Raw genomic sequence first — 21,807 nt, 5'->3', positions numbered from 1 at the left:
TAATACGTTTTGAGGATCTGCTGGTGGCCGTAACTTCTACGCGGATACAACTGAGATCCGTATCCGCACTGATTGAATGATAGCGCCTAAATGTCGGGATCTATGCGGCTGGTCATCATATTGAACCACAGGGTCGGAATAAAGCAGTTATTCGTAATAGCTACTTTCGCTTTTTTCTTTCCTGTTTTCCTACAGGCAAAATGTTTTTACTAATTATATACTAGCCTAGGTCTAAGTTGAAACTATCCTGCCCGTTAGAATTCCTGTAGAATGAATAATTTGGACTTTGTACAAAAAAGAGCGCCTCTGTAACATGGGAGTTGGGTACGGGTCTACAGCCCTTTTAATCTCACCATCTAGGAGGTCGCTCTACTATGAAGTTTAAGGCTCAAGACAAGCAAAATCAACTTATTGAAAACATTTCCTCATTTCATCTAGTTGTCGGTGTAGATATTGCCCAGGAGACGCATGTCGCTCGCGCAGTGAGTTTCCGGGGAATTGCTTTGGGATCACCATTTGAGTTCGGCAGCCATGGTGAGGGCTTTCGCCTGTTCAAACGCTGGATTCAAGATCTGCTCAAGTCTTACAAGCTAAACAAAATCATTGTGGGTATGGAACCCACCGGACATTACTGGCTGAGCCTGGCTCGTTGGCTCCTAGACCAAGGAATTGAGGCTGTTCTTGTTAATCCACACCTTGTTAAAAAGAACAAAGAAAACCGTGACAATACTCCATCCAAAAGCGACCGCAAAGATGCACTCGTCATCGCAGATATGGTCAAAAACGGCTACTATTCCCCAGTACGATTCAACCCGGAGGCCTACGAGGAACTGCGGATTCTCATGGCTAATCGGGACACGGTTACCAAGCGCCTCAACAGTGCCGTTAACCAGGCTCATCGCCGGGTAGATATTGTGTTCCCAGAACTTCGGCAAGTCTTTAAAATCCTCACCTGCACGAGTAGCATTGCTACCTTAAGACTGTTTCCCCTGCCGAAAGAGATTAGCCTACTAACGACAGAGCAAGTCATTACCGGCTGGAAGAAACACGTAAAACGTCATGCGGGTTTGCGGCGGGCTGAGCTGCTTATTACACTAGCTAAATGCAGCGTTGGTACTACAAAGGCACTACGAGCCCACAAGTTGCACTTGGGTCAACTGCTCGAAGAATACGACTTGGCACAGCGCCAGCTTGAGCAGATTGAACACGAAGTACATCTCGTGCTGGAGCGCATTCCCTATGCCCAAAAGTTGCTTACCATTCGAGGTGTAAATGTAACTAGTTTAGCCGGTGTGTTGGGAGAAGCTGGTGATCTTAGTGGTTATGCACACGGAAATGCCTTACTTCGTCATACAGGTCTAAATTTGGCTGAAGCCAGTTCTGGGAAATGGCGCGGGAAAATGGTGCTTAGTAAGCGCGGCCGTCCGCGTCTAAGGCGTTTTCTTTATCTTATGACGATGTGCATGGTCATGACCAATCCAGATGTCAGGGCTCTGCACCACCACAATGTAGACGTGAAAAAACTTAAGAAAATGAAATCTATTATGAAATTATGTGGTAAAGTGGCCCGAATACTTGTAGGCCTAGCCAAGAGCAGTGAAGCATATCGCTCAGCGAAAGTATTTCCGCAAGCAGCTTAAGTGACGTTATTTCACCCGTTGATGTATTCGCAGGATAGACAAGAAGCACGGAGTATCGGGAGGCATTAAACAAAAGGGCTCGGACCCGTTCCGTTAGAAATACCGACCTCCACCCCTTAGTTAGATGTGACGAAGGAATGAAAGGGCGCTTGAGACCCGTTGAGACATGGGAGTGAAAATCGCTAGGGGTGACATGGAGACGTGCAGAATGTGGTATAAATTGGGTGATTTACCCTCACCTTTATTCTTGCATGCCCTTACGGTCGTTCCAGGCCACCGCCTCCTCTAGTTCCTTCTTATCTCTCACTTAGCTAAAGGTGAAATCCTGCGAATTCATGAGCCTGCGTAAGAAAACTGAATCATTTTGAGGGAGCTTAATGAAGCATCATCAGTCTAATACTTTATTTCCTCAGTCTAATACTTTATTTTTCAGTCAAGAACTTTATTTTCTTCTGACACCATCTCCGTGCGTTAGCGGTGTTACCTGCGCCGTCAGGCCAGCTTCAGGAGGGACGAGTACAAGCACACTACCAAGAGTTGTAGCCAGTAAGAGAGAAGCTGGCGCAATAAATTAGCACCAGCTTCTTCCCATTTTTATTAGTTACATTTTAAAATTGAAGGCTAACTGACCTATCCCTGAATCACTATTTACAATTAGTGGGATTGGTTCTTGTTCATCGAATCCCTTGACCTGACCTGGGATTGCAATCCAAGGCGCATAAAAGTACATTTGTATTTTGCAGAGTTTGATAGCAATTGAGGATATATCCATACCGGAACCACGTAAATAATAATTGGAGGCTGGCAGCAGCATTGCTCCGCAACCCACACAGGGGTCATTTACCGTTTGGCGCTTCATTTCTTCCGGTACTCCCTCAGACACCATCTTAACCATCATACAAGTGAGATGAAAGGGAGTGGGGTAATAGCCTAAACCAGCCTTATAGCCTTTTCCTGTTTGCTCACAAAGGATACCCGACAAATAATCTGTCGGATTGTCCAGTAAAAGAAATAAGTCAAATGAACGGTAGTAGTATTCATTAAGCTGTTCCGAAATCTGGAGGGCTTCCTCAGAAGCTGCAAGACCCCATAATAGCCAGTCTGCAAAATTCTCTATATTTGCTTCATGATGTTTTAAACACGATGAGAGCATTTTCTTTGTACTTTGGGCTGGATGTGACCAGGTATCTGTCCATTGAATCTGTGGAATTGGCCCACTGCCAGCAATCGTCCCCTTTAAAAGAATATCAGGCCAATATGTCCATCTTCCCCACAGTAAGTCGTCATAAGTAAACAAGAAAGGGAGTAACCATCCCCGTTTTTCGAATACTTCGTAATGATGCTTCGGTAATCCACCAATCGCTTGTGCGTACCTGCATAAAGAATCTGGTAATCCTGCAAGTTGTTCTCCCGTAAATCGTTCAACCCGATAAAGTTTAACTCGGTCCGTTTCTTTTTTCATCTCTACAGCTCCCTAGAATTCTCCCCTGCTGCACCGGGGAGGAATATTGATTCCCTGTGCAGAGGGGTCCTGAAACTAATAGGATGAATTAAGTATTCATATTTAACTCCATTTGTAATGGATACTGCTCCATATCCTTAACCATGAAACCAATCCGCTTTGAGGCAAATCCTTTACTGGTCGCTCCTTTCTGACATAGCTGACCATATGGACTATCAGTTGTATAACGGTCGATCAGAAATGACTTCGCCCACTGACCGAACTGATCTACCGACCATTGTTCCTTCCTTGCAGTCTCAACCACCTGAAACAGTGAGCCGACATGCACCTTCTTTAGACTCTTCCGTTCCTTTCCATCCCAATTGCGGAAAGCACCATACAAATAATCTATTCGATTCTCCACTTCATCCAAGACGGTTGCAGAAATCTCATTTAAGCTTGAAATAAAGCGCCCCAGCGACGCTCCACCAAAGTCAATGTCTTGCTCCATCACAACGGCTACAAACTGCCAAATCAGTTGTTCGTCTACGTAGCGCACTCTATCAGCCTCTGTAAAAGCCAGCTTCTCGAAGAAAACATGCTGGGCTGTGGCCTGTACGGCATCCCGTACATCCGCCGCTACCTTGACCCTTGTCTTTTCTGTCGATGTGAGTGGCACGGATTGATTGACCCGATAAAATAACTCTTCAACTTGTTCAAATGTGCAGTCCCGAAATTCGGTAACTGTGAAGTTATAGGTCAGAAACTCAAACTGTGCATCACTGGATAATTCCGCGCACTTCTTCCCGGCCAATCTCTCGCCATTGAAGTCTGCCGTGCCGTTACTTAGTTTGTAAAGACCATCTTGAAAAAAGAACGTCGATTCCCAGCGCTGCCGACCATCTATAACCCAAACATATCCATCTCCATTGTCCCAAACCAGAATATTTGGGATATACCAGTTCTGAATCATGGATTCAATCAAGTAAGAGCGCCGATCCTTTTTCCATACAGAATTGCGCTGAAACGGAAGATCAAACCGAATCTGATCCCGCATGTTCAAAAGGCTTTTCGTTGTCCGCTGGATACTTGCTCTTTTCATTTTCATAAAATTGACCTCCTGAAATATGAAAACGAACCGGTAGCTTTCGCCCCGGCTCGTCCCTGTATTTTAAATTTCAAATACCTGATAAACCGCCTCATCCTCAAAACTGGATGCCTTAACAATCCGATCTGAGAAAAGCTCAACCTCAGATGCCTTCTCTGTCCCCAATAAAATCGAAAGCACACGAATTTCGCGTTTCGCCTTTAGATTCTTCCATCTATCAAGAAACTCATTAGACACATTGGCATCCCCATCTGTAACGAACACAATATCTGCTTTGTTAAACCCGCTATTCTGGATGACTTTGGATGCCTGATTCAGCGGAGATTCAAAGTTGGTTCCGCCTCCACGAAACATCTCTGCCAAGTTAATCATGTCCTGTACTGTGATCTTCCCTCGTTCATAGATCAGTGGTTTACTAGCTGATCCTGAAAAGGGAATGAGTGCAAAATCCCGCCGCTGCTTCCGGGCAATACTCATAAGAGCAAGAGTAAAACCTTTAGAACGGGTATCCTGACTAGACATACTCCCTGATTGATCCAGACATAGAACAATCGGCCCTTTTCCAAGCTGCTCCTGTCCCTTTAGTTCATACTGAAGCAATTGGCCCTCCGCATATCGGCGAAGGGTATCCAGCCGTGTAGCGGGATGGCTGAGTAACATCAGTTCCGCTGGTAGCAAATGCTCCGGTGCATTGCCCATCGTTACACCACTGCGATTTGTTGTTTGCATCGCTTTGGTACGCTGTTTCTTTTGGGCGATTACCTTGAGCCTGCCCGCCCACTCTGCGATTTGCTTCATTTTCTTGTTATTAGCTAAAGACTCTCCAAAGCGAATTTGTTCTCTCAACGGCACCTTTCTCAGTTCGGCTTCCCCGCTACCAGCCTGTAAGCCACCAAAGATGGAAATAAGGTTCCCCTTGTCCTCTCTGACTTGATTTCCGGCTTGCTGGAGGGCTTGGGATAACTTTCCACCGTCTGCTTCCAGCGCCTGTTGTAGCGCGGCTACAGCTTGTGTCATAGCCTCCTGGTTTCCAGCAGTTCCTTCAGTGATTTGCTTCTTCCATTCTTCGTCATCTTTTATTTGTTGATCGATCCAGTTCGTGATCGTTTCGCTGTATCTAGCAGTGCCAAGGGCTGAGGCAATATCGTCCAGCCGGGTAAACTCCCGGAGATCATGGTATGCCTCTTCATTCATAACACGTTCCATTAAGACCCGGTTCATTTGTAACTCTGGTGGTGTCTCTGGTAAAAGTTGAGGATTCATTTTAAAAAGTCCTGCCCATACATCCCCAAGCAAAGGGCCAAGCGTAGGGAAAGCGGACTCTCCCTTACGCTCTACCTCTTGCAGCTTAGCTGACATATCCATGATCTGTTCAAAACGGCGACGATCAAACGAATCCGTATTTAAGACTGACTCGTTCATACACTATACTCCCAGCGCCAGATCAGCGACTTCTTCCATCGACTTCTTCAAAAGCTCTTTCAGATCACTGATTTCACTACGCTGTGGGTAGCTTTGAGATAGCTTCTCTATATCTGCTGACAACATCTTCAGCTTCTTCGTTGCTTCAAGCGCCTGATCCGGCGTGCTGTTCGTTTTCACGGCCTCCAGTACGTCCTTGACTTGCTGAATGGTTTCTTCCATTTGGCGCTTTACCGCGTCCTGTGCGTGTTTTTTGACAATGGCAGCGACTTTTATTCTCTGCTCGGGCCGCTCCCACAAGCTGTTTTTCAAGAGCAATACATCTTCCCTTTCGGCATAATCTCGTCCGGCCAATACTGCTTTGGCCCGAATAATGGAGAGCGACTGCTTGAATCTGCGGTCAGAGGGGTGAATGCCTTCATCCTTCAGTTCTTTGCGAATACGCCCTAGTGTTTCATACACATCATCGGGAATCGTAACCGTGTCACTGAAGAACTGAAGCTCGTACAACTCCTCCAGCGTCATGCTTGCAGGCACCGAAGCCGTCCCTTTGAGCATTTGGAGGAAGGAAACATCCTCGCCGATGTAATCCACTTCAAAGCGAATCAGGAAGCGGTCAAACAAGGCTTCCAGCCCTTCCCCCTCTTCGGGATATTCGTTCGAGCTACCAATCAGTGACATCAGCGGAACTTGTGCTGGCGCACCATCGTTATAGAATAGTCGTTCATTCACCAGCGTCAAGAGGGCATTTAGGATGGCACTATTTGATTTAAAAATCTCGTCCAAGTAGGAGATATGTGCTTCTGGCAGTTTGCTTGTAGTATTCCGCTTATATACGCCCTGCTCCAGCTCCTTCAAGGACAGCGGCCCGAACAACTCTTCGGGTGTAGTGAATCGTGTCAGCAGCCATTGGAAATATCCGGCTCCGGTAATTCGTTTAGTCAGATCACTGACCATTGCGGTCTTGGCAGTGCCGGGAGGCCCAATCAGTAAAGCGTGCTGCCGGGCAATCATAGCAACCAAAAGTGCTTCAACCACCTCTTGGCGTTCTACATACTGCTGGGACAGTGCATTTTGAATGTCTTTGATTTTCATAGTAACCCTCCACTATTCATTTTTTGAGAAACAAAAAGAGCCGAAAATTCCCGCATGGGATTTCTCAGCTCTTTATCTGCAATTCATACTGTGGATCAAGGAGTTTGATGAAATGCACCTTCCCGCTCCAGTACATCCAGCAGCAACGATTCATTTTCCGCTGCCTGCACCGGATCGGCCTCCTGAACTCCAAGCTCCGCCTTTACTTTTTGAAAGTAGCTCTCAGGAATTTGAGAATAATCAATGGTCATTACAGCTTTGAGTTCATCTGGAATGGTTTCGGTGATGCTCTCTACAACTGTGGTAGAATGCAAAGGATAGTGTTCCTCCCCGTCAATGACCTCATAGGGGAAATTCGTCGTTTTAACATCGTTAATCAACATGTCTTTAGTTCCTTTCATCGTAAAATCACCGCCCTTGTATGGATGATGCCATTATACAGCAAAGTGGCGGCTCCTTACATATGACGACCATGCTCGGGACGAATAACCGTAATCACCGAAAACAAAAGTCCGTTTCTTCGCATTTTTATTGCCAGTCCGATTGCAATCCTGCCGCTCTCTACCTGTCCTGTTATCGTCAATACCGGGTCTTCGTTGGTATACGGCGATTCACCGAAAGGATACCGAAAAGGCGCGTGCATCTCGCTTGGAGAGAAGTGATACAGCACGGATTCCACTTCCCTTTTCGCAATCCGTCTCTCCTGCATACGCTCTCCCGAATGTTGACTATAACGAACCTTATTCAGCTCAATATGCTCTCTGAGCACTTGAGAAATGAGCGTCCAATGCTCCATAAAAGCTTTTCCTTCCATGCTCGCATCCCTTTCGCTTTATAGGATCATTTTCAACTCTCCATATTGCGTAATGCCGTCCCGACCTTCTCCCGAATCATCGACACACAGCGTTCCATCTCCTTCAGATCACCGGTAATGATGCTTTCGTACTGCTTAAAGTCGGCCACAACACGCTTGGCATCAAGCAGAATCGGTTTCAGCTCATTCTTTTTCATCTGATCGCCAATCCCGCTCTCACAAGCCCGAAGCGTGTCCTGCAAATGCTCATGTAGCTTGCGGGTAATCATGTTTTTCATATCTCTGGTATCAATCAACGGGATTTTTTCCGCTTCGCCTTTCTCAAACGAAGTAACGAGCTGGACCAGGGAAATGAGCTTTGATTCGAATTGTTTTGGCACAAAATAAATGCCACCACTCGGTCTAACTGGCGTAGGCGACATACTTTTCAGGATATTGGAAATCATCGTCCGCAACGTGGTCGCGCCGTAATGCTGCCTATAGATGTCAAAACGTTGGGCGGCACTTCGCACTAATTGCTCGGCTGTAGCTGTTACATATCCAGTGTCCACCTGACCCGTTTTTCGATCCAGTACAACGGAACCAGCATCGCTGTGATAATTGAGCCGTCTGCCTTTTGTATCTTTGGTTTCACATACCAAATTTCGTTGTACAAACTCATGTGTGGAAACCACCTCACGGTACATGTAGTTTTCATATACACCGGGAGCGACTTCACGTTTGAATTTGTCACTGGTTGCTCTACGGAATGCGTCTGGAAGGCGTATCTCATTTGGCATCCAACCTTCACCCAGCCCGGAAAGAATAAGCTTGTCCTTCAGCTCATTTGGCGTAATCAGCATTTCAGACAGAGAGTGCCATGTCAGGTGACCAATTACATTTTCATGATCTGCCTTCACCGCAGCCACATCTTTTAAAATAGAGTTCATTCTCCATTACCTCCTCTGATATTTAGCAGATAGCCTACTCTCTGGCAGTATTCCGTGCGTGTCATTCCACCCAGCATGTAAGCAGCAAACGCTCGTTCAATGCGGTGCGGAATGGGGCAACTGACAATCATCCATTTTTCCATTCATCTTCGCTCCCTTCTACAAAATGAAAAATCCGAACAAGCCCAATTGCGCCTGTTCGGATTTTCTTTTTTTGAATTACAGCCTTGGCGAATACCACAAGGCTTCCTTCTGTTCCATATGCCGATTCAGCAAATCCATATCATTCATGAGTTGCTGCCGGCCTGCTTCACGCCGTTCTAAATCATCCAGTAGGGTATGCGCATACTCCATAATCTGCTGAACATTTTCCCAAAACGGTTTTCCTTTCAGGGACAAGATATCTACCTTGCCCTCGTCCTTCTCGGTACCGTCTACTCCAACAACAACATAGGTCAAAATGTAGAAATTTTTCTTACCCATGTTGTAGAAAATGCTATTTCCCAATTCAATTTCCTGTTCATCACTTCCAAAAAAATCAGGAATGACGATCTGAAGAACCTTGGATATTGTGGATATGAAAGTTTCTGTCTTTCTTCTCCGCTCCCGCTCCTCCGCTGCAAAGCTTAACGCTTTGCGCTCGGTTTCCAAGTTAACATCGATGGACTTTTCAGCTTTTTTCCAATTGAACATGTTCATCAACCTTTCTGTACTTTTTGGATAACGCAAAAAAGCCGATCTCTACATGAAAAATCCATGCAAGGATCGGCTTTGAAATACGCTTATTGGTTTTGAATAACGGTAACAAAACTTTTACAGAGTCCTTTCGGTACTCTCACCCTTATCTCTGGCAAATGAGAGCTTGGGGTATAAAACCTTTTTGCCTGCTTTAACCTCACTCTTTCTTTCCTTGTCTTCATCAAAGAAAGTCAGCAGGATCGAGGGAAACGCTTGATTGAACAAATATCCCTACTTGTATGGCTTTGTGAAGATCAAACCCTAAGTGAAGGGATTTCCTTTGTCTCCTGCAAATGGGAGTTTAAGGTGAAATGAATATGCATTTTATTATATCTCTTTCATACTTAGGATGCAAGCATATGTTCGGTTCTAAGGATTCTTATCGTCAGTTATAAGATACAGACTGTTTAGTCCACCCCAACTGTTGAACAGTATTTTACACCGTTTATACCTCATATGACGGACTGTCTTATTCTAGATGATGTGGTCAATGTAGGAAAATCCCCCAGGCTGCGGCGAAGCTTCTCATACTCCGGATCGTCAGGCTATAGATTAATCGGCGGGTTGTAGGCTGCTGTATTTTCTCTATTGGGATGATTCTGATGTCCATATGAAAGCTCCTCTACAAAAGAAAATGTGCCTATTATAGCGCCTTCCTTTATAAATTATTATAAAGTTCGTTTATAACTTCATAACACTTCTTTGATTTCTCATTAATATTTTCAATGTCTCTTACAGAAGTAGGTGTTAGCCATTCAGATGTATCTTCGGGATTTAACCAGCATTCATGCAAGTAGTTGTTATACACGTCTGTTATTTTTTCAATGATTCTCTCTTCATTAACACCAATTGAGTTCTCAATCCCATCACGACCTATGTTATTGAAGTCTCGTGGAGTACGATGGACAACTATATTTATTTCTCCAATATTACTGAAATTCTTTTCTAATGCCCCCATTATTCTTTCGATTCTTACCTTCACCTTTTCTATGTAAAACTTAGCCATTGTCTCCTTTAAAGTTTTTTGCTCCTTTCGAACTTCCAATGTAAACAAAACTCCAGCTGCACCTGCTATACCAGAAAGAACTGAGCCAATTGCTGATAATGCCTCTCCAAGCGCCAATAATATACCCCCTATTTCCCTTCTTTCTCTTCCAGTATCAGACAATAAATATTAATGGTCAAGGAAGAATATATCATAGAGTGAGTTTTCTTTGAGTTGAGTTAGTTTTTCATCTTGGGGCTGGTTCAGGTTTCGACACAGGCCAACGGAATCGGCCCGCCCTGCTCATTTCCGCACATCATCACACAAACGCACGTTCCTGTATATTAGGCCAAAGAACAGCTCATAGAAGTGCTTGTGGAATTTTCAAGTTAACTTACTGTTCTGAACAAATAAAAGTATTTTTTTTATATCGGTTCGTTTTGATTCTAATATCAGAAGGACCCATAAATGGCTAATTAAAATCCCAAGTTTATTATGTAGTCTATCACCATAAATTTTTATGAGATCAACATATTTTTTCTCATAATCCACCTTCATTTCAAGCGAGAACGTAGAAAGAAAGTCTTCGTAGTATTGCTCGTTAAATAAAAATCCCAAATTATGAGCATATTTGTTTCGAAAGTCATTAAGTTTTTTTAATGCCGGCACCCACTCTTCTTCAACAGCTCCTAGTGCCGTTGCTAAATCAAGCTTCTGCATGAATTTATACTTGCTTAAGATTTTATCGTCTAGTAGGAATTGAGCAAGTAGTTCAGTCAATTCATGTTCCACGTACAAATGTCCTCGTAGAATAATTGATAAAAAATCATTACTCTTTATATCATCAAGAAAATTTATATATTTTGGGATAATCTCATCTAATATCCCCTCTTCTGTCACTTTTAAATATGCCTGTACAATATGAAAATTATCTTCCATCGTGACAACTCCCTTCAGCATAAATATTTCGACATCTAGGTTTATTTTACCTTTTGGCATTTTACCCTGGAACAAGATTGTGCGGTTCCTTCCCATCGGCCCCAAATGCAGCTTTTACACTTCGACGGCTGTCAGGGAGGGTCTTTTAACCACTGCTGCTGTTGCTTCTTCTTCAAGAATTATTCCCCCAATAGAAAAAAGCCGATCCATAAAGGAACGACTTTGGCTGATATATGTTCGATTTTGTGCGAAAAAATGAAGATTTTGGCGAAATTCGTACACCTAAAAGAATGGCGTCTGCTCCGCATCCGCAGCAAATGCGCTGCGCCCTTTGCTTAAAAATCTTTACGGACTTTGTTACTAAAGAGGATAAATACATTCTACTGATTAAATAGAATTTGTGTCAAAATCATAAAGACTAATGTAGAGTTATTATCTCCTAATAACTAGCCACTCTCACTTTATATCTCATTAACTCCACTTTTCTTTACTTATTTGTACATAATATAGTACAAAATAGGGGTATAAATCAAAATATTAAGTAATATAGTTACGCAAACAAGTAAAATCGGAAATGGTTTTTTGTTAATGAAAAATAATATAAACAAAACAATACTGATTATCAGCAGAAGTCCCGGATAGAGGAATAAATTAGATATTTTATCTTCATTTGATATATCACCAGGAGGATAAGATGACGCATTTAGACGATCTATTTGAATCCAGATAAGAGTTCCGATCGAATAGATTATCAAAAACAGAGTATTAACTGTGATATATATTTTTTTCCTCATAACAATACCTTATTGCCAAACGCTATAGGCTGTAGCTTTATTATTTGCACTTACAGTATTGTACCAAACTAAGTCAGTCCAATATGCATCGTTAAATGCCTGTAAATAAGCATCTGAAGAACTATAACCTCTTAGTGAATATTTTCTGCCAGCCGAATTATTGCATAAATCCATAATACTAGAACCATCAAACGTATTGGTAAAGGATGTAAAACTTGCTCTTGTATCGCTTACGACTCCAGGCAGATAATCAGTGGCATAAGCAATTTTTTCAGAAGTACTACTAACAGGCACTGTTGCAACATATTTCGCACCAATTAATGCTAGCTCGTGATTATCAGCTATAGTACGAGCATCAGCCACTCCAATTGTAAAACCCATGATAAAGTTCCAAGAAAAATGTCTCAATGCATCAGCTGGGTTATCCCAAGTAACAGTTCCAAACCCATTTTGAGCGGCATATGTAATAGCTGCACTACGGGCTGTATTTGATGCTGAAAGACCATCAAGAATGTGAGAAGCACTTACTCCTGCATTCATATCTAATACAAATTCAAGTTGCTTAGTGAAGGTGCTCTCATCATATGCCATAGTTGTAATTCTATCAGTTGGTACAGGATCAATAATATTCGTGAACTCAGCTAGATAAATATCCATGTTTTCTTTTTCACTTGTTGTCAGTTCATCAAATGATTTACCTTCAACACTTTTAAAAAATTTCTGATATTCTTCAATAGCTTCAATTGAACTTTGACGTTTGGATTCAAATGAAAAATTAATATCATTAGCACTTTGTTCTACAGCACCACCAGTTCCGTAAACCTCGGATGTTACAGTTCCGGCATTATCCTCTGCAGCAAGTGCTACTGAAGGAATAGCTAAACTCATACAGATAACTCCTGAGTAAATAATGCTACTTAGTTTCTTTATTTTCAATATATTCACTCCTTTTGTAGTTGATATATAATTATTGATTTTTTTTACTTTTTTTCCATCCTACTAAACACCTGTATATTCCTTTCGTTTTTACGAAATTACACTATTTAGATATATATGAACAAAAAAAGCGAGAGGAGGTACGCCCCGGTTAAGTGCCGCTGCTGCGGCCGTGCGTGTCACTCTCGCCTGATTTCCACAGTACAAATATATCATGCACATAACCTAATGAACGGCCATTGTGCGGTCAATAATCGGTCAAAAAACGGTCATTATCTTAACTCAATACACTCTATCATACATTCATTGTTTAAACTCAATTCAAGCCTGGTGTTGTTATCTATCAAAGGTACATATTCCAACACATCTCGCCCCCTGTAGAAAGCAAACCTGTACTCCCTTTCTTTCTTATGATCAGGATTTTTTATAAATGGTGCTAGAAAATAGAACCTATTTGCCAGAGCGGTCCAGAAAATGCCTAAAAATTCTTTCTTATACTGAGCAGATTTACCTGAAAGTTTTAATTTTTTTAAGAGTAGGTCAATATCAATTTCATTTCCACTATCAACAGTTGTTGGAGTAGACGATAAATAACTGTAATCTGGAACTTCTCCATATATAAAATATTTCTTCGCTTCCTTAATTAGATCCATTATCATTGCTTCTTGTTCAACTTCGTTATAGTTGACCTTCCTATGATCAAACTCTTTAAAATAAACACGTTGATCAACTAGCGTTTGAAATTGTTTTATTAATTGGTCTTTATCAAAAACGATCTTCTTAGGACCAAACTCCTTGACCATAAAATCGTCATTTTCTTCTTCATTAACACAAAAAATGAAAATGTAATTTTTTATGTATTCTTTTGTTTTTTCTTCCGTAGGTGGATTCAAGACATCACGCATTATTTCTAAAGCTAGTTTTTGAAAGTAATCATTCGTTTTTTTTAAAAGCCGGTCAATCATTTGTTTTATATAGACTGTATCAAATGGATCATTTACTTCTGGCTTTGAAGTCATAGATACCCATAAATTTCTTTTATGAAAAATACCATCCATACCAGCTTCTTTAGTGTAATGATACAATTTCGACATACTTGTCCTTCTCTCCAAGTGTTTATTTCTATTATTGAGAAGAAAATCCAAAAAGACAACAGCCTTTTTAGGTTTCAACTTGATCAATTAAGATTTCTAATCCTAGCGAACATGCCAACACATAAATCGCCCTTGACTTCACTCTCCGATATTTTCGTTCACTCATCCCCAGCTCCCCACAAGTATAGAATCATACTCATCCTCATGGTCTAGGTAGCGCCGCTGAATAATCTCCCGCTGAGCCTTTTAAGCCGCCCCATTGCCAGCTCCAGCAGCATTGACTGCCGCTCCAATTCCAATTTCCTATCCGTATTCCATACCGCTATATTCTCCGTCGTCCGGCTTATTGCATTGGTAGAGCCGTGATAACGAGGCTCTGGACTAGCCGTGAGCGCCGCCTGACGGCGCACGAAGCCAAATGCCGGTACACACGGACCGTCCTAGATATTCCTCCACCTAGTGACGGGTCTCTGTTTCGTCGATCAGGAGAATGTCAAAAGCCAATTGTATTGCAAATTTTCCGCTTTTCCCCATGATAATCTCCTCATTCATAATATAATTCGAATGAAGGTAAGAATTTGGCCTCCACCCGGACCAAGGTAATGGGGGGATTTGTAGTAATATTCACTTTTGTTTACCATTGAATAGTTGAGAGCATAAAAAACCGAAACCTCTCCACAGGAGTAATCTAGCCGAGTTTCGTTTTATGAGTAGAAAATATTCCCTTATTCTGATAGACTACTCCCAGAACTACCCAGGGGGGATATTATGAAAAAAAGAATTGCTCTATCAATGATTTTGTCTGTTTTACTAATTTTGCTTCCTGTTATCGCTAATGCGCATCCAGGAAGAACAGATTCGAATGGCGGTCACTATTGCCGTACCAATTGTGCCAAATGGGGACTAGAAAACGGTGAATACCATTACCACAATGGTGGAGGATCTAATTCGGCTCCAGCCGCCACTGCCAAACCAACAACGAAACCAGCTACAAAGCCTACATCCAAACCAACTGCTACACCAGCTCCTACTTTGATCGTACCCAAAAAACAAAATATCGGCACGCTGCAAGTCTATTATTTTGATGTGGGCCAAGGTGATTCTACACTGATTCGGACTCCAAAAAATCAATACATACTTATCGATGGTGGTAACAATGATCAGGGTAAAAATGTAGTTAAATACCTGAACGCTCTCGGTGTAAAAACGCTTGATGCCATGGTGGCTACACATCCTGATGCTGATCATATTGGTGGGTTAGATGATGTACTAAAAGCACTCGATGTTAAATCGGTATATGCGCCAAAAGTGTCACACACCACAGAGACTTATAAAGATTTTCTAACCGCTGTAAAAAATGAAGGCCGTACAATTAAATCCGTGACCAAGGGAGTAGCCATTCCTCTGACTGGCGTTGATGCTAAATTCTTAGCTCCCATAAATTCATACGGTGATGACTTGAATGATTGGAGTGCCGTCCTTAGGGTTACTTATAAAAACAAGTCCTTCCTCTTTACGGGCGATGCTGAGAAGGCTTCAGAAAACGATATGTTAGCCGATGGTCTAAATTTAAAGGCTGATGTATTAAAAGTCGGGCATCATGGTTCCAGCAGTTCAACCAGCAAAGCTTTTCTTGACGCCGTCAAACCGAAGTATGCAGTCATTAGTGTGGGTAAAAACAATTATGGACACCCCGATTCCGGTATACTTACAAGGCTGAAAAATGCAAATGTTTCAGTATTAAGAACTGATCAAAAAGGTACGATAACCGCAATTTGCGATGGGAATAATATAACCTTCACGACAACCAAGGGGGCATCTAAATGAGGAAGGGAATCGTTGACCGCTTCGAGGGGAAATACGCCGTCATCGAATTTGACGGTAAAACTGAGGATGTCCTAAAATCAGAATTACCTGCAGAGGCTAAGTCAGGAGATACTCTGATCTTTGAAGATGGTAATGTCATAATAGACAAAGAGGATACTGCATCACGCAAAAAGGAAATCGAAGATTTGATGGAAGAACTCTTCGAAGATTAAGCAGAACCCCGGGGAAAACCCGGGTTTTTATTTATACACTCTCCAGTTAGTAATCCGTTTAGTAGTCTATTAACTGCCATCCATTATTCCCGGCCCTGCCGCTCTGTACGCCCCGCTTCGGAGAAATGTCGTAAGGCAATTCCTTTTCCACCCCTCAATAATTTCGGCAGTCTCTATCGGCTTAGACACTTCCCATGTTATGTAATTTTCGGCAGCCAGTATTTTAAACCCCTTAATAATATCCGCTGACCGCCGCCCGCTTTAACGTCCCAACTCTCTGAGAGTCGGCATCCGTTTGAAGCGATATTGATAATGAGATATGATCCGCAGCAGCTTACGTGGGGTATCGTCAAGCATATCTCCGCTCCTGCACTTGCTGCCAAGCGAGAATGTTAGCGGTCAGAAATACCCGGGGCGCACCGGTGGTTAAACATGTGGCTCTTATACGGCCATCACGGATGCCGTGTACTTCAATCTTTCGCTGCGTAATATTTCCCGCTTTGTCCATGTATATAATTTCGACGGTATGACCAATACCCATTTGCATCTTTGATCGCCTCCAAATAAATAAGAACATTAGTTCGTATTAAAGCCGCGGTAGGGATTTTTAAGCAATATAAAACCGCCAGATGGTATCTGGCGGTAGAGCATTTCAACTTAATATCTAACTTTTTAATTTGTAGACTCAACAGAAGACTATTTAAAGGTTTTTGTTGTTAAGGATTTTCAAGAAGGATAGTGAGTTAATTAGCAATGAAATCGCAAAATTTTTTAGTTAGGTTAATCTCAAGTAAAGGTTCCCAAAATAAGAATTGACCTTGAGGATTAATTTCGAACCAATAGTATTCACCATCGTCTGACTGCTTTAAATCAATTACCCCATTTTTAGATTCATTTTTTTATGAAGTCAAATATTTTATTTTCAATATCATCAGGTAATTTATATATACTGAACTTACAATTTCTTAAGATTCTCCAATCCACTTCTTCGGTTTCTATTAATACAGTAGTTATCTCATTGCCAAAACAATGCACACGGAAGTGACGAGTTCCTTCAATATACTCTTGATACATTGTGGGACACATTGTAATGTCCAAGTCATCTTTCAGGTCACTTTTGTCAATTTTCATAGCTCGAAGTGTAGTTGTTCTTGTGCCTCGCATCGGTTTAATAATTAAACTTGTATTTATTTCGTTAACAAAATTTAATAAATCAGTTTTGCTTTGTGTAACTATAGTCTTAGGTAGATTAAACCCACATAATTCAGCTGTCTTCATCTGTATTAATTTATTCGTCGCAGTTTCAGTTTCGTGAATACCATTAATCCATTCTCCTTCAAATACATTGGTGATTCCACCCATTAATGCCTCGAAAGTTTCAATATTAATAAAATCTTTATGGGATTCGTTCTCAATCTGACTTGAAATGAGCTGATTTTTCGATCTTCTTCTCCACCAAATCTTATCTAAATCTCTGATATTGATTGCTTCTTTATTATTGTCAGTGAGATACATATTATTGTACTTATTTTTGTCAGCATAAAAACTTAATCCCTCATCTCCTGCTACCTGGTCCACTTCAAATATGTAAGCTTTAGTATTAAACCCTTTTTTAAGTGCATCGCTAATTATGTAAGCATGAAAATCATCATGTATAGAAAATATACCTACTCTATTTTTCATAAATCCTGCCTCTTTTCTTTTATATATTTTTAGTGGAATAAGTTAATAACTTATTCCACTGCTTTTTTCTTTTTAATCCTGGTCGCAATCATCAGCTCTCGAGGGATTGCCGCTAGGGCTTTCACAACATGAACCCGAACCATCAAAAGTTACGGACTTGATTCCCACACTTTCTCTCATCAAATGCTCCCAACGTTTTATTTCTTCAGGACTTTCCAACATTTTAAATTCAGTAGGTTGAAAATAAAACACTGCCGGTTTTGTGTTATTTAATGCAGTCATTCTAGTCACCTCCTATTGTTTCAGTGAATATTATTCCCGTTTTATGTTCTTATATACTTTTATAACTTTTCCCCATAAAAAAGTTTGCATACTTTCGTTAGCGGCTATAGTTAAAATAAATTAATAAGCTCTCGGGAACTAAAAAATATTACAGCAGGTTTGAATCGAAATAAACCCGCCGGGCTTGACGGGTTTATTTTATGTATGCTCTAAATTCAAATCGTTCGCGGACGAACTGAGCGCCGTTAATCTTGATTGACTCCGCCGTGTATCCCTCAACGATCCCGCCGTAATCCATCAGATAGCCGATTGGGTCCGGCTCTTCCCTATACCATACGGATACCTTGGATAGTGCGAGGGCAGCCGCAAGGAAGTCGGTATCACTCTCCAGGACTTTATATGTAGTACTCAAGCAATCACTCCTTATGAAAATACCCCGCCGAATTGGCAGGGTACAGTACTTCCGTTACATCTATTTTAGCTTGACTGGAACAATGTGTAAATGTTATTTTGCAGAATATTCGTCTACGCTGAAGGTTAGTATTTTATCAAATATCACGTAATCCTTCCGGTTTGTAAAAGGGCCTTTGTTATTGTCGTGCTTATCAATGGCATACGATGCCTTCCCAGTACCAGACTGTTTATTCTCATACCAAGCAATGAAGGCATTCACTTCATCCATGCTCAGGTCAAATTCTTTTTCAAGGCCGGTGTTCATCGTCACGACCAGGATCGCACGGTCACCAGTTGGTTGCTCTGGAGTTGGAGTCGGAGCTACGGTTGGTGAGGGCGTAGGAGTCGGAGTTACGGTTGGTGAAGACGTAGGAGTCGGAGTTACGGTTGGTGAGGATGTAGGAGTCGGAGTTGATTCTGGTGCCACTGATAATTTCTCAGCAGTGTTTGTCGCTCCCCCAAAGACATACAGTGAATCATTAAAAACTATACTTCCAAATCCCCAGCGCCCAACATTTAAACTCGGTCCCGCTGTCCATGTATCTTTTTCAGGATCGTATACTTCTACTGTAGTTAATCCTGTGCTTGCACTATCATACCCACCAATAACATAAATTTTATTTTGGTAATTCACCGCTACTATAGTATCTCTGCTTGTTGGTGCGCTGCTTTTATACGTCCAATTATTAGTAACTGGGTTATAGACTTGTACTTTATTATATACAGATGTGTTGTAGCCTCCATTAAATACGTAGATCAAATCATTATAAGTAACTGCTCCTGCTCCATGAACAGCGGTAAGTAAATTTGCCTTCGTAGACCAAGTGTTTGATATAATGTCATACTCCTCAACATTACTCAAGCCTTCCGAGGATGCATTCAAACCACCAAAAACATATATTTTATTATTAACTGTAGATGAAGTAGTTAACCCTCTTGAGGTAGAGGCATTCGCTCCAGATGTCCAAGTATCAGTAACCGGATCATATATTTCAACTTTATTGGTATATGTCGTATTTAAAACTAAAGGATTTCCAGTGCTCCCACCAATTACATATATCTTACCATCCACCACTTCGGTAGAAAAAATGGATCTTGCTGTCGGCATGCTTTTCTTACTAACCCACACTTTTCTCTCAATATCATAAACGTCAACATTGTTCAAAGCGCCGTTACTATAACCACCTATAAAATATACCTTTCCGTCTACTTTCACTACCCCTGCCCCTGGTCTATTAAAGGGCATTTGATCCTGCAATTCCCACGTTTCACCTGCTGCGGACGCTTGAGTGGACAATATTCCAAAAATTAAAACAATAAGAGCTAGAACAGGAAAATATCGACGTTTCATTTTATCTCTCCCTTAATAACGTTTAATCATTCTTTTTCAATATAGACTAAAAAAGGGTGAACAAACAGTCTGTTATTCGACAGAAATTTACAATACACTTAAGGGTTATTGAGGAAATATGTGGGTTTGATTCAGGGGGCAAATTCTATGTCTACGGTAAGGAAATTTTCCCTTCAGATAGAAAACGAGGTGTATAATAATCAGAAAAGCCCGGAGGTACGCCTATGGATAAAAAGCTAAAACAAAGCTTGAAGGTCACTGCACTGATTCAGGATCCTTTCACGTTCCGGGTCCAGATTGACCACACTGACGGCCAGTTCCGTGTAGCCTTGCTCATTAACCATCACTTTGTACCGCTGATGGCCACCGACCAAGTTCCCTGACTATTCGTTCCAAACGATAGGGTCAATAGCCGAATTCATCCAGGCTCCCGTCTAGCTTCTCATTCCGGATCGCCTGGCTGAAGTCAACGCGGGGGTTATAGACAGCCGCATTGAGTTGTTCAATCGGTACGACTCTTATGTCCATAGGAATCCTCCTCGTGTGAGAATGCTGGTTGTATCATTTTTCCAGGATTTTAGTATAATGACTCTATTTTTAAAATATCGATTTGAAAAGGGTGGGCTATATTTTGAATACAGATTTGCTTGATAAATTAATCATAGGTGTGACCTCTGCTATTATTTCGGGGGCAGTTGCTGTATTTATATCGACATGGATTTATAAGAAAAATGAAACACGTAAAACAAAATTGGAAGTCTTCCGAAAGCTAATGGGTCATAGAAACGACATCCATTCAAAAGAGTTTGCAGAATCCTTAAACTCCAGTATTCTATAACTCTCCAGAAGTCATTACAGCTTTGAAAGCTTTTCATGATGTCGTTACATCATCTTATAGAAATTCCGAACAAATTGAAGGTAGATTACTCGAATTATTTAAAGAGATAAGTCGAGATCTTATAATAAGTGTTGACGCTTTTTCTGATAGTTTCTTTTTGCGACCATTTCAAACTAAAAACTCATCAAATACACAATAGTTGAGCTGGTTTTTCGTCGCAGGGTAGGTGGAAACTCAGCGTGAGACAATGAGAAGCTGCCCTCCCTGCCCTTTTCGATCCTCCACCCCACAAACACACGTTCCCGATAATAAAGCCTGAGAATGGCTCACGAAAGGTCATATATGCATATGAAAAAAGCACCGGTAAGGGTGCTAATCTGCTGGTATCTCTATTATTGATACTAATTCAAAATATTTGACAAAATGTGAACCAAACAAAGTAAGTTTTGTTTCAGTCTTAGTTAGTCTAGGCCTTCTAGCACCACGAGCGTCTATCATTTCACCAATTTGTTTATATATTGTTTCTATTGTTTCCTCCAAATTTCTTTTTCCCTTATCTATTAATCCAAGACTTTCTAAATGATTGTCGATATATTCCTCGTAGCTTTGCTTCTCTCGATATTTTTCTCGTTCACCTGGATCTTCTGGAGGAAGTGTAATTGAAAGTTTAGGGTGACGAGCAGTACTATCTCTATAGCATTGGCTAAATCGAAATAATCTTTTAAGCTCATCAACTCTCAACTCTCGAAGAACATCGAAGTATACTAACATCTTGCTTTCTTCTCTGACTTCGTTTTTATAAGTGTATTCAAGACCATTTATAATCAGATCTATTTTTTCCTCTTCGTGTTCTTCGAGCAGTTCATCTAAAATAAAGGGAAATGCCTTTTTTCGTATAAACTCATCTAAAAGTCTATTATTCTGTTCAATCATCAAGTATGAAAGACCTAATAATCGACCTTCAACTCTTTTTAGCCTGAGTTGAAGCCTATGCATTTTATATGCATTATAAACTTTACCTATATAAGGTAGAGTATCTGCCGTTCCTTCTATAAGAGCGAATACTGGTGATTCGGGACTTATTCCTAATAATTCAGTTATTCCCCCAATTTTTTCTGTTCTTATGTTCTATCCCTCCCACATCAAATTTCGACATCTAGGAATATTTTCCCTTCTATTTTACCTTGAAACAAAACTATGCGGTTCCTTCCCATCTGCCCCATATA

At 41.3% G+C, this 21,807-nt stretch carries 25 protein-coding genes; 5 read left to right on the top strand and 20 right to left on the bottom strand.

Annotated elements, in window-relative coordinates; genetic code table 11:
- Positions 1 to 374 precede the first annotated feature (374 nt).
- Positions 375 to 1,640 carry an IS110 family RNA-guided transposase gene (locus tag JI735_RS19765; protein ID WP_039833821.1) on the top strand — a complete coding sequence of 422 codons (1,266 nt, stop codon included), beginning with the start codon at positions 375 to 377 and terminating at the stop codon, positions 1,638 to 1,640.
- Between the two features lie 601 nt (positions 1,641 to 2,241).
- Here JI735_RS19765 and JI735_RS19760 read toward each other — a convergent pair.
- From JI735_RS19760 to JI735_RS36070, 14 genes are all read right to left on the bottom strand, one after another.
- Positions 2,242 to 3,102, bottom strand: a complete 861-nt coding sequence (locus tag JI735_RS19760) for a DNA methyltransferase family protein (RefSeq protein WP_039833822.1) — start codon at positions 3,100 to 3,102, stop codon at positions 2,242 to 2,244.
- 88 nt (positions 3,103 to 3,190) lie between these two features.
- Positions 3,191 to 4,189 (bottom strand): DUF262 domain-containing protein, encoded by a 999-nt coding sequence (locus JI735_RS19755; protein WP_039833823.1) that lies wholly within the window; start codon positions 4,187 to 4,189, stop codon positions 3,191 to 3,193.
- Positions 4,190 to 4,252: 63 nt separating this feature from the next.
- On the bottom strand, positions 4,253 to 5,611 hold the full coding sequence (locus JI735_RS19750) for a vWA domain-containing protein (RefSeq protein ID WP_039833824.1): 1,359 nt from the start codon (positions 5,609 to 5,611) through the stop codon (positions 4,253 to 4,255).
- Positions 5,612 to 5,614: 3 nt separating this feature from the next.
- Entirely contained in the window at positions 5,615 to 6,706 is a 1,092-nt protein-coding gene (locus tag JI735_RS19745) for an AAA family ATPase (RefSeq protein ID WP_039833825.1), read from the bottom strand.
- A gap of 95 nt (positions 6,707 to 6,801) precedes the next feature.
- Positions 6,802 to 7,107, bottom strand: a complete 306-nt coding sequence (locus tag JI735_RS19740; RefSeq protein WP_157771285.1) for a hypothetical protein — start codon at positions 7,105 to 7,107, stop codon at positions 6,802 to 6,804.
- Positions 7,108 to 7,163: 56 nt separating this feature from the next.
- Positions 7,164 to 7,520 carry a hypothetical protein gene (locus JI735_RS19735; RefSeq protein WP_039833828.1) on the bottom strand — a complete coding sequence of 119 codons (357 nt, stop codon included), beginning with the start codon at positions 7,518 to 7,520 and terminating at the stop codon, positions 7,164 to 7,166.
- 32 nt (positions 7,521 to 7,552) lie between these two features.
- Entirely contained in the window at positions 7,553 to 8,449 is an 897-nt protein-coding gene (locus JI735_RS19730) for a DUF6744 family protein (protein WP_039833829.1), read from the bottom strand.
- Positions 8,446 to 8,592 (bottom strand): hypothetical protein, encoded by a 147-nt coding sequence (locus tag JI735_RS19725; protein ID WP_157771286.1) that lies wholly within the window; start codon positions 8,590 to 8,592, stop codon positions 8,446 to 8,448. Before JI735_RS19725 ends, JI735_RS19730 begins: the two co-directional genes overlap by 4 nt.
- Positions 8,593 to 8,668: 76 nt before the next feature.
- Positions 8,669 to 9,142, bottom strand: coding sequence for a hypothetical protein (locus JI735_RS19720; RefSeq protein ID WP_039833830.1), 474 nt, complete (start codon positions 9,140 to 9,142; stop codon positions 8,669 to 8,671).
- Between the two features lie 703 nt (positions 9,143 to 9,845).
- Entirely contained in the window at positions 9,846 to 10,355 is a 510-nt protein-coding gene (locus JI735_RS19715; RefSeq protein WP_202676344.1) for a hypothetical protein, read from the bottom strand.
- Positions 10,356 to 10,556: 201 nt separating this feature from the next.
- The gene (locus JI735_RS19710; protein ID WP_202676343.1) at positions 10,557 to 11,207 is read right to left on the bottom strand and encodes a hypothetical protein; all 651 of its coding nucleotides are present in this window, start codon (positions 11,205 to 11,207) and stop codon (positions 10,557 to 10,559) included.
- A 707-nt stretch (positions 11,208 to 11,914) separates the two neighbouring features.
- Positions 11,915 to 12,841, bottom strand: a complete 927-nt coding sequence (locus JI735_RS19705; RefSeq protein ID WP_157771288.1) for a DUF6973 domain-containing protein — start codon at positions 12,839 to 12,841, stop codon at positions 11,915 to 11,917.
- Between the two features lie 272 nt (positions 12,842 to 13,113).
- The gene (locus JI735_RS19700) at positions 13,114 to 13,935 is read right to left on the bottom strand and encodes a hypothetical protein (protein WP_039833835.1); all 822 of its coding nucleotides are present in this window, start codon (positions 13,933 to 13,935) and stop codon (positions 13,114 to 13,116) included.
- Between the two features lie 209 nt (positions 13,936 to 14,144).
- The gene (locus tag JI735_RS36070; RefSeq protein WP_233475975.1) at positions 14,145 to 14,345 is read right to left on the bottom strand and encodes a hypothetical protein; all 201 of its coding nucleotides are present in this window, start codon (positions 14,343 to 14,345) and stop codon (positions 14,145 to 14,147) included.
- Positions 14,346 to 14,703: 358 nt separating this feature from the next.
- On the opposite strand from JI735_RS36070, the gene JI735_RS19690 reads away from it, so the two are divergent.
- Positions 14,704 to 15,762, top strand: coding sequence for an MBL fold metallo-hydrolase (locus JI735_RS19690; protein ID WP_039833836.1), 1,059 nt, complete (start codon positions 14,704 to 14,706; stop codon positions 15,760 to 15,762).
- Positions 15,759 to 15,974, top strand: coding sequence for a DUF3006 domain-containing protein (locus JI735_RS19685; RefSeq protein ID WP_039833838.1), 216 nt, complete (start codon positions 15,759 to 15,761; stop codon positions 15,972 to 15,974). The genes JI735_RS19690 and JI735_RS19685 overlap by 4 nt, the downstream gene beginning before the upstream one ends.
- Before the next feature lie 891 nt (positions 15,975 to 16,865).
- Here JI735_RS19685 and JI735_RS19680 read toward each other — a convergent pair.
- From JI735_RS19680 to JI735_RS19665, 4 genes are all read right to left on the bottom strand, one after another.
- Positions 16,866 to 17,657, bottom strand: coding sequence for an MvdC/MvdD family ATP grasp protein (locus tag JI735_RS19680; protein WP_202676342.1), 792 nt, complete (start codon positions 17,655 to 17,657; stop codon positions 16,866 to 16,868).
- 72 nt (positions 17,658 to 17,729) lie between these two features.
- Positions 17,730 to 17,939: a hypothetical protein gene (locus JI735_RS19675; protein ID WP_039833841.1), complete on the bottom strand. Its 210-nt coding sequence runs from the start codon at positions 17,937 to 17,939 to the stop codon at positions 17,730 to 17,732.
- 193 nt (positions 17,940 to 18,132) lie between these two features.
- Complete coding sequence (locus tag JI735_RS19670; RefSeq protein ID WP_039833842.1) at positions 18,133 to 18,351, bottom strand: hypothetical protein; 219 nt, start codon at positions 18,349 to 18,351, stop codon at positions 18,133 to 18,135.
- A 93-nt stretch (positions 18,352 to 18,444) separates the two neighbouring features.
- The gene (locus tag JI735_RS19665) at positions 18,445 to 19,743 is read right to left on the bottom strand and encodes a Kelch repeat-containing protein (protein WP_051051598.1); all 1,299 of its coding nucleotides are present in this window, start codon (positions 19,741 to 19,743) and stop codon (positions 18,445 to 18,447) included.
- 224 nt (positions 19,744 to 19,967) lie between these two features.
- Here JI735_RS19665 and JI735_RS19660 point away from each other — a divergent pair, with 224 nt between their 5' ends.
- Positions 19,968 to 20,126, top strand: a complete 159-nt coding sequence (locus tag JI735_RS19660) for a hypothetical protein (RefSeq protein WP_157771289.1) — start codon at positions 19,968 to 19,970, stop codon at positions 20,124 to 20,126.
- Between the two features lie 22 nt (positions 20,127 to 20,148).
- On the opposite strand, the gene JI735_RS36980 is transcribed toward JI735_RS19660, so the two are convergent.
- Positions 20,149 to 20,271 (bottom strand): hypothetical protein, encoded by a 123-nt coding sequence (locus tag JI735_RS36980; RefSeq protein ID WP_267918917.1) that lies wholly within the window; start codon positions 20,269 to 20,271, stop codon positions 20,149 to 20,151.
- Between the two features lie 103 nt (positions 20,272 to 20,374).
- On the opposite strand from JI735_RS36980, the gene JI735_RS19655 reads away from it, so the two are divergent.
- Positions 20,375 to 20,581 carry a DUF6680 family protein gene (locus tag JI735_RS19655; protein WP_157771290.1) on the top strand — a complete coding sequence of 69 codons (207 nt, stop codon included), beginning with the start codon at positions 20,375 to 20,377 and terminating at the stop codon, positions 20,579 to 20,581.
- Between the two features lie 372 nt (positions 20,582 to 20,953).
- Here the strand turns inward: JI735_RS19655 and JI735_RS19650 are convergent, their stop codons facing one another.
- A complete protein-coding gene (locus tag JI735_RS19650; RefSeq protein WP_039833843.1) occupies positions 20,954 to 21,514 on the bottom strand; it encodes a hypothetical protein in 561 nt (186 codons plus the stop codon).
- Between the last annotated feature and the right edge of the window lie 293 nt (positions 21,515 to 21,807).

Origin of the sequence: Paenibacillus sonchi, from assembly GCF_016772475.1 — a bacterium.
GTDB classification, from domain to species: domain Bacteria; phylum Bacillota; class Bacilli; order Paenibacillales; family Paenibacillaceae; genus Paenibacillus_AQ; species Paenibacillus_AQ sonchi.
The sequence above is the reverse complement of the archived record's forward strand: the minus strand, read 5'-3'. Positions and strand labels throughout refer to the sequence as shown.

Coding starts and splice junctions, on each gene's coding strand:
- JI735_RS19765 (WP_039833821.1), top strand. CDS start 375: ATGAAGTTTAAGGCTCAAGACAAGCAAAATCAACTTATTGAAAACATT.
- JI735_RS19760 (WP_039833822.1), bottom strand. CDS start 3,102: ATGAAAAAAGAAACGGACCGAGTTAAACTTTATCGGGTTGAACGATTT.
- JI735_RS19755 (WP_039833823.1), bottom strand. CDS start 4,189: ATGAAAATGAAAAGAGCAAGTATCCAGCGGACAACGAAAAGCCTTTTG.
- JI735_RS19750 (WP_039833824.1), bottom strand. CDS start 5,611: ATGAACGAGTCAGTCTTAAATACGGATTCGTTTGATCGTCGCCGTTTT.
- JI735_RS19745 (WP_039833825.1), bottom strand. CDS start 6,706: ATGAAAATCAAAGACATTCAAAATGCACTGTCCCAGCAGTATGTAGAA.
- JI735_RS19740 (WP_157771285.1), bottom strand. CDS start 7,107: ATGAAAGGAACTAAAGACATGTTGATTAACGATGTTAAAACGACGAAT.
- JI735_RS19735 (WP_039833828.1), bottom strand. CDS start 7,520: ATGGAAGGAAAAGCTTTTATGGAGCATTGGACGCTCATTTCTCAAGTG.
- JI735_RS19730 (WP_039833829.1), bottom strand. CDS start 8,449: ATGAACTCTATTTTAAAAGATGTGGCTGCGGTGAAGGCAGATCATGAA.
- JI735_RS19725 (WP_157771286.1), bottom strand. CDS start 8,592: ATGGAAAAATGGATGATTGTCAGTTGCCCCATTCCGCACCGCATTGAA.
- JI735_RS19720 (WP_039833830.1), bottom strand. CDS start 9,142: ATGTTCAATTGGAAAAAAGCTGAAAAGTCCATCGATGTTAACTTGGAA.
- JI735_RS19710 (WP_202676343.1), bottom strand. CDS start 11,207: ATGGGAAGGAACCGCACAATCTTGTTCCAGGGTAAAATGCCAAAAGGT.
- JI735_RS19700 (WP_039833835.1), bottom strand. CDS start 13,935: ATGTCGAAATTGTATCATTACACTAAAGAAGCTGGTATGGATGGTATT.
- JI735_RS19690 (WP_039833836.1), top strand. CDS start 14,704: ATGAAAAAAAGAATTGCTCTATCAATGATTTTGTCTGTTTTACTAATT.
- JI735_RS19685 (WP_039833838.1), top strand. CDS start 15,759: ATGAGGAAGGGAATCGTTGACCGCTTCGAGGGGAAATACGCCGTCATC.
- JI735_RS19680 (WP_202676342.1), bottom strand. CDS start 17,657: ATGAAAAATAGAGTAGGTATATTTTCTATACATGATGATTTTCATGCT.
- JI735_RS19675 (WP_039833841.1), bottom strand. CDS start 17,939: ATGACTGCATTAAATAACACAAAACCGGCAGTGTTTTATTTTCAACCT.
- JI735_RS19665 (WP_051051598.1), bottom strand. CDS start 19,743: ATGAAACGTCGATATTTTCCTGTTCTAGCTCTTATTGTTTTAATTTTT.
- JI735_RS19660 (WP_157771289.1), top strand. CDS start 19,968: ATGGATAAAAAGCTAAAACAAAGCTTGAAGGTCACTGCACTGATTCAG.
- JI735_RS36980 (WP_267918917.1), bottom strand. CDS start 20,271: ATGGACATAAGAGTCGTACCGATTGAACAACTCAATGCGGCTGTCTAT.
- JI735_RS19650 (WP_039833843.1), bottom strand. CDS start 21,514: ATGATTGAACAGAATAATAGACTTTTAGATGAGTTTATACGAAAAAAG.